7 protein-coding genes are annotated in these 7,334 nt (G+C 48.9%); 1 reads left to right on the top strand and 6 read right to left on the bottom strand.

Annotated elements, in window-relative coordinates; genetic code table 11:
• Positions 1–672, top strand: a 672-nt coding sequence (locus BM025_RS18605; RefSeq protein WP_170842243.1) for a DUF2303 family protein, incomplete at its 5' end; no start/stop codon positions are given.
• Positions 673–1,040: 368 nt separating this feature from the next.
• Here BM025_RS18605 and BM025_RS18600 read toward each other — a convergent pair.
• The 6 genes from BM025_RS18600 to BM025_RS18575 form a co-directional block, all read right to left on the bottom strand.
• Positions 1,041–2,144, bottom strand: a complete 1,104-nt coding sequence (locus tag BM025_RS18600; protein ID WP_085850810.1) for a glycosyltransferase family protein — start codon at positions 2,142–2,144, stop codon at positions 1,041–1,043.
• 66 nt (positions 2,145–2,210) lie between these two features.
• A complete protein-coding gene (locus BM025_RS18595; RefSeq protein ID WP_139204616.1) occupies positions 2,211–3,437 on the bottom strand; it encodes a hypothetical protein in 1,227 nt (408 codons plus the stop codon).
• Positions 3,434–4,918, bottom strand: coding sequence for an oligosaccharide flippase family protein (locus BM025_RS18590; protein WP_085850808.1), 1,485 nt, complete (start codon positions 4,916–4,918; stop codon positions 3,434–3,436). The genes BM025_RS18595 and BM025_RS18590 overlap by 4 nt, the downstream gene beginning before the upstream one ends.
• A gap of 2 nt (positions 4,919–4,920) precedes the next feature.
• Positions 4,921–5,805: a glucose-1-phosphate thymidylyltransferase RfbA gene (gene rfbA / locus BM025_RS18585; RefSeq protein WP_090875498.1), complete on the bottom strand. Its 885-nt coding sequence runs from the start codon at positions 5,803–5,805 to the stop codon at positions 4,921–4,923.
• Entirely contained in the window at positions 5,802–6,653 is an 852-nt protein-coding gene (gene rfbD / locus BM025_RS18580) for a dTDP-4-dehydrorhamnose reductase (protein ID WP_090875496.1), read from the bottom strand. The genes rfbA and rfbD overlap by 4 nt, the downstream gene beginning before the upstream one ends.
• A partial coding sequence (locus BM025_RS18575) for a dTDP-glucose 4,6-dehydratase (protein ID WP_139204615.1) occupies positions 6,650–7,334 on the bottom strand: 685 nt, incomplete at its 5' end. The genes BM025_RS18575 and rfbD, both read right to left, overlap by 4 nt.

Genomic DNA, 7,334 nt, shown 5'->3' with positions numbered 1-7,334 from the left:
TTGACCTGCATTGCCGATTATCACGATGAAGGCCCTGCAGACCCGACAAACCCACTCGGCGACCCGAGCGCGCGTCACGGTCATCATCGTGGGATCTATGATTTTCCACTGTCTGAGGATTGGAAAGCATGGATGGCGGTGTCTGACACGCCGCTCGAAAAAGACGACATGGGCGAGTTTATTGAGACGCAGGCCAAGAACATCATGGACCCAACGCCCGCGATCATTGCCGGCGTACAAGACGATAAAAACGACGATTGGGAAAATCGCCTGATTGAAACGGCCTGCAAGATTGAAGGGCGCTACGGCCAGCTCACGCAGCTGCTGCAAATGTCCAAACAGTTTCTCGTTAATGAAACCAGCGACCTCAAACTGACCACCAACCGCGACACTGGCGAAGCGGAAATGAAGTTCATCAATGAGCACAAAGGCCTCAACGGTCAGCCACTGAACCTGCCAAACCTGATCATCATTGCCATCCCGGTGTTTTTGAACGGCCCGCTGTACCGCATGCCCGTGCGCTTTCGCTACCGCAAGTCCGGCGGTCAGGTGAAGTTCATCCTGTCGATCTACAACCCCGAGAAAGCCTTCGAGGCATCCTTCGATGAGTCCCTCGACCTCGCCGTCGCGCACACCGACCTGCCCCTCTTTAAAGGCACGCCGGAAGCGTGATCTCTTTTTCTGGACCTTGGAAACAGGGGCCAGCGATGGACGTCACAAAACGCAGCTGTGGATGCAGACAATTTTGGAGAACGGTCATGAGTAAAACATTACAGTGCATTGCCCGCCCCGGTTTGCACTCTCAAAAACCGGCATCGCCAACAGGCAGTTGCGCCGGCATCGATGTAAAACAGTCCAGCAAGTGTTCGCGACAGGCAGCAGCAGCGCAGCCGGCAAAGCACCGATTACAATCGCCAAAGCACCTTGGGAAACAAGGAATGACCCATATTAATGAGCCCGTTTGATCAATCCATTTTCCTAGAGCGTACGGGAACCCTTTAAACCTCAGGCAAGCGACAATGCACGCTTGCCTGACATCCTTAGCCTATTTGCGACAACAACCCCGATATCGCCCGATCCCAAAACAAATCAGGCGTGTTGCGCGCTTTGCCTTGCAAGGTGCGTGAGCGCTCAGAAAAGTTTTCAGACCACCCTTTAACGAAACTGACGGCATCCGCCGTTTGCCCCTGTTTGAAGTAGCATACAGCCTGCGGAAACATGCCTTCGATCTCATTGAAATGGGACGATAAAATGGCAGGGCGACCATATGCAAGATACTGGAAAAACTTGATGGGACTCTCGTCGTGGCTCATATCAGGTCTATACGGCACCATGCCTACGCGAAATTTCGAAATCAGGCCGGGCACGTCGGTAGAGGTGAACGCACCATGATAGGTCACGTTCTCGATGCTCTCTAATTTCTTCGCCACAGCCGGATCATAGGCGTGGCCGCAGATGAGAATTTTAAGTCCCTGTGCAGCAAAATCCCTGACTGCTTTGATGTCGAATTTGTCAGTAATAAACCCCAAAAACCCTAAATCATACTCAGGGTTTGTGCCAGCTTCGCCGATTGATTCACGCAACAACCTATTGGCTAAAACCGTACCGCCAAACGGCGCAACCGCCGCTGGGGTGACGCCTGTGACGAGATCAGCATGCTCTTTCACAAAATCATATTTGCGCGCAACAGCGGTTTTCTCAGCTTCCGAAAATCGGTTATGTTTGGTAAAAGTATCAATAAGATCATACCAATAGGTCGCGCGTGATATGAGTTCGACAGGCGGGACATAAAACGGATTAAAGTCGAGAACTATCCCGTCCATCCCCGCCTCATCTGCCCAAGATGCCAACCCGTTTTCGTGCCGTGTCATCGCATGATGCGTCCATACACGACGATGCTTCAACGCTCCTATAAGCCCTAAATCAAGACCCGAATGACACCGCACTTTGGCCCCTGGGTTGGGTGTGCCCCGAACCAAATCACGTGCATATTCATGCGGCAACCCCGGCCGCTCGAACCAATCAATGCGCTCAACGTCAGGCAAAGCATCCAAAATACGCAAGATCATAAGGTCACGAACGGTGAATCCGAAAACTCTGGCAAAACCAATTTTTCGGTAGGGTATAATAGCAATGCGGGTCATTTTCCGGCCTTTGTATCGAGTGACTTTCGATGTTGATTGAGCCTGTGTAGGCTAGGTTTTTCTGCCTTAGGTATGTGGCCTTGACAGATTTTGAGATGCGCCGATGAGTATGGCAATAAACAGACTGATGGGCCACGTTTCGACAGATGTGATGGTAAGGCCCGAAACAATAATAATTAGAATGAGCGCAAGCGGGAATTGTTTCAGGTAAGGACTGGCATCGGACATGTTCGTCATCGATTTTTTAACAATCATAAATATCCATGCAAAAATTGAGCTGGCAATAAATGGGCCGAATTCAAAAATGTATTTCAAGAAGACATTGTGAGGTTCGATCCAATACCCGTATTCAAAATGGTTTCCCAATGTGCTGCCTCCAGCTCCCACACCGAAGCCCAGAAAACCATGATATGGACGCTTGGTCGCAAATTCCCAATAATCAATGTAGCTTTGAAATCTATTGGTAAAGCGGGCATCTTCGGAAAAAATATTGAAGACTGGCGACAACACATCATGGCCGCTCAGGCTTGCCAAAAGAAGTAATAATAATAAAATCATTGCTGCAACGTAGGCTCGTTTATAGGTAACAAGCCAGATTCGCGATAATATAAGTAGAGCGCTTAGATAAAGAAAAGTGCGTGTTAGGGAAGCTTCTATAGCGAAAAAGCCAATACCTATTAAACAAAAATCAATCAAGCGAAGCCTTTTGCGACTTATCGCAATGACGATCAAAAGCGTTGCAGCCATGCCCAAATGAAAACCCGAAGACAGAAGCGAAATCGCACGGATTTTTCCGTTGATCATATTAGTATAGCTATCGGCGGATTGAAGGGACAATAGAGCAAAATCAAAGTTGCTCATAAAAAAGCTCTGCTTGATCCCGTAGAGGCAAATCATGGTCAACGACACCAAAACTGCCTTCAGAATGAGCTCTGCTTCCCCCGCTCTCATTTGAATTCCAATCGCCATAGCAAGCAAAAAGAAGATCGTTTTTCTAAACCCCAAATAGTAAACAAACATACTTGGGTATGTATCTAGCGTAGCGACGAAGGTGAGCGAATAGATAACAAGAAACAGAATAAATATAATGACAGGTGTGCGCGACCTTCGGACAGCGATAACAAAGCCCAAAATTAGCAAAGCATCCATGAACAACAAAGCAACGTTACCCAAAACCCCTGAAAATACGCGCAGCCCCGACGCAAAAGGCGCGCAAAGTATTAGCGTAACTAAGATGAAGGCCAAAAATGACCTATCTACATTTCTAGGTTGAGGTTGAATGAACACAGTCATGTTAATGTGTCGTTGTTTCGATGCTTAGATTGGCGCATCGACTGAAGTAATCTGATCGGCAAAAGAAGCATATGCATGGTATCCTTTTGATAGAAGCTCATGCCAACTATATAGACAACGCAAAATACAACGCCTGCACCTGCAGCACCGGCCACGGTCGGAAAAGGCGCTTTTAGGCCAAAACCAACGACAATTGCGAAAGCAGTTACGATAAAATTCTCTTTGACTGCTTTGAACACGTCATAAAATGTCATTGACGTCTTTGTATTTAATTTTTGTTGAAGCATGCAGACTTTCAACAAGTTAAAAAAGCACATAACCAACGCGATTGCCACCGGCCCATAAAATGCGCTTATGATAACGCCCACAATTCGAGGTACAAATAGTACGCTTTCAATGCGAAAAATAGAACTCGTTTCTCCTATGGCCGTAAGTGCCGAGTTTGTAATGTTCGTTCCAAGCACCTGAATAAACGCCGCCACAGAAAAAATTTGCACAATTTGCACTGCTTCGCTCCATTCACTGCCAAAGACAACAACAACCAGTGGGTCGGCAAGTAAAAGCGTAAGAGAAAATACGGGAAAGCTGAAAAAGGCGATGGTCTTTACTGTTTTCTTGTAGCTGTATTTGAAAACGCGCTGCTGTAGCGCGGCATCCGTGATTTTTTGGATTTTTGAAAAAAATGGATATGAAAACTTTAATGCGACGCCGCTGATAAGTTGCCTCGGCTGGACTACCATGCGCCGGCCTAAATCGTATATCCCCAACCCTTGCGTTCCCAGTTGAGCGCTGCCCGCGAGAACTTCGACGTTGCGAGACAGAAAATCGATGGATTGTGTTACCACCAAATCACGCGCCACTTTTGTCATGAATTTCTGTTGAGGCTTACCCGCCTCAACAGCACCGGAAAGCGGTCGATACAAAAGACCGATCGCAATAGCATTCGACAAAAGTCGCCCCAAAAATGCCCCCTCAACACGATGGAATATTGCAAGAAATAACAATGACAAACACAGCGTCAAAACCTGACGCATGATGTTGGCCTTTTCGATCGCCTTGTAATCTAAATTTCGTTGCAGAGCAGCGGAAAAAATAAGGAAAATTGCTTCGGCAAGCCCCACCAGAACCCCAAAGACAACGATGTTGGCCAAGGAGGTGCCAATACCCTCAAAATACATTGCGATAAAATAACATGACCCAATGACCAAGGACGAAATAAGGCCGCTGACCAGAATTGATCTGAGAATATCGCTAAATGCGAGTCTTTCAGCCTGAACAAATGAAAAATCATTACCAAGCGGCAGAAGCGTGACTCCAAGGCCTAGAACAAAAAGAAAAATAGAGAAAAGGCCCACGTCTTTGGGTTCGAGAAAAATGGCGAGACTCAGCATAATGAGCAGTTGGCTAAAAACGCCAACCGTAGCCCCCAGCGCCGTCCATTTTCCGCCGGATTTTACTTTTGCAATGTCGGATTTTTCCATTCTTAGCGCACCGACGCCAAAAGAATGCTGTTCAAATACTTGCCGTAGTCAGTCTTTTTAAACGTTTCGGCATGCTCGCGCATTTTTGCGTCATCAATCCAACCCTGCGTATAGGCGATCTCTTCGGGACAGCCTGATTGCAAACCTTGACGCTTGTATAGCGTGCGCACAAAATTACCTGCATCCAAAAGCGATCCATGCGTACCTGTATCAAGCCAAGCATAGCCGCGCCCCATCCGCTCAACCGATAGGGTACCATCGTGCAAATAGCTTTCCAAAAGTGTCACGATTTCCAATTCGCCACGATGAGATGGCTTGACCTGTTTCGCGCGACGCGGTGCATCGCCGTCAAGGAAATACAGCCCTGTGACTGCATAATTCGACGGCGGCACATCTGGCTTTTCGATGATTTGTTCCACTGTTCCGTCATCGTCGAATTTCACCACGCCATAGCGTTCAGGGTCGGCGACATGATACCCAAAAACCGTACCGCCGTTGTCTTTGCTGTCAGCGGCAGCAAGCATTTCAGGTAACCCGTGACCGAAGAAAATATTGTCACCCAACACCATCGCGGATGGCGCGCCATCCAGAAAGTCTTCTGCAAGAATATAGGCCTGAGCTAATCCGTCTGGCGACGGCTGCGTGATATAAGTGATCGTAAGACCCCATTGAGATCCATCACCCAAAAGCCGTTTGAATTGATCTTGATCCTGTGGCGTGGTGATAATCGCAATTTCGCGAATTCCGGACAGCATCAACACAGATAAAGGATAATAGATCATCGGCTTGTCATAGATCGGCATAAGCTGCTTTGAAATCGCCATGGTCAGCGGATAAAGCCGCGTGCCTGAGCCGCCAGCCAAGATGATACCTTTGCGCTGTGTCATTGGGAATTCTCCAGTTCTTGAAGTGTGATGCGAACAGCGTCCCGCCAGTTGGGGCGGGTAATGCCAAAAACGTCGGTCGTAGTTGAGCAATCCATCCGGCTGTTCGCAGGCCGCTTGGCTGGTGTGGGATAGGCTGATGTTGGGATATCTTCGACCACACAAGTGATCTTAGCCTCGTCAAAAATTGCACGCGCAAAATCGGCCCAGCTGACATCGGGTGCCCCAGAAAAATGATACGTTCCAGCTGTATTTGGGTCTTTTTTAAGGCGCTCGGCAATGTTGACACAGGCCTCAGCAATAGCGCGGGCTGGGGTTGGCCCACCAATTTGGTCAGCCACAATAGTCAATTTGTCACGCCCCGCGCCAAGCCGCAGCATTGATTTTAGAAAATTACCACCATGCGCCGAAAACACCCAAGAGGTGCGCAAAATGACAAAACTGCCCGCTACGTTGCGGATGCCGTCTTCGCCCATCAATTTCGTGCGCCCGTAAGCTCCCAACGGAGCCGTCGGATGAACGGTGGCAAAAGGCATGTCGCCCGTCCCATCAAACACGTAATCGGTGGAAATATGCACGAAAGGAATATCCAACGCGGCACACGCTTTAGCCATTTCCGCAGGCGCCGTCCCATTGACCAAAGCCGCAGTATCTTCGTCTTCTTCGGCCTTATCCACTGCTGTGTAAGCGGCCGCATTGATGACCGCGTCAGGTTTCAAAGTCATAATAGCGGCAAAGCACGCGGAGGGATCGGTCAAATCAGCCTGATCGCGCCCAAGGAATGTCGCATCAGGTAAAAGCGTCTGAAGTTCCGTGGCGACTTGTCCGGTTTTTCCAAAAACAAGGATCATGTTTTAACGCCCAATCGCTCGCCAACACCGTGGCGTTGCTGCAAAGAGCGCCACCATGTTTCGTTTGTGAGATACCAATCCACGGTTTTCTCCAAGCCTTCTTCGACGGTCACAGATGGCCGCCACCCCAGCTCGTCCCGAATGCGGCTAGGGTCGATCGCATAGCGCGCATCATGGCCGGGGCGATCCGTCACAAAGGAAATCTGATCGGCATAGCTGCCACTGGATTTGGGTCGTTTCGCGTCCAAAATCGCACAAAGCGTCTTGACCAATTCAAGGTTTGTACGCTCGTTTTCGCCGCCAATATTATAGCTGCGTCCAAGCGTGCCTTTTTCGACGACCAGCAAAAGCGCATCCGCGTGGTCTTCAACGTATAGCCAATCCCGAATATTCGCGCCATCGCCATAAATCGGCAAAGCTTTGCCCGCCAGCGCATTCAGAATAATCACCGGCACCAATTTTTCGGGGAAATGAAATGGGCCGTAATTGTTCGAACAGTTGGTCAAAACAACTGGCAAACCATAGGTTTCATGCCAAGCGCGCACAAGATGATCTGAACTGGCTTTAGACGCAGAATACGGCGAGCGCGGATCATAAGGTGTGTCTTCGGTGAACAGCACATCAGGGTCATTGGGCAGCGACCCAAACACTTCATCGGTGGAAATGTGGTGGAACCGAAAT

The organism is Pacificibacter marinus (assembly GCF_900109555.1).
GTDB lineage: Bacteria > Pseudomonadota > Alphaproteobacteria > Rhodobacterales > Rhodobacteraceae > Celeribacter > Celeribacter marinus_C.
This window is presented reverse-complemented; position numbering and strand designations above follow the sequence as displayed.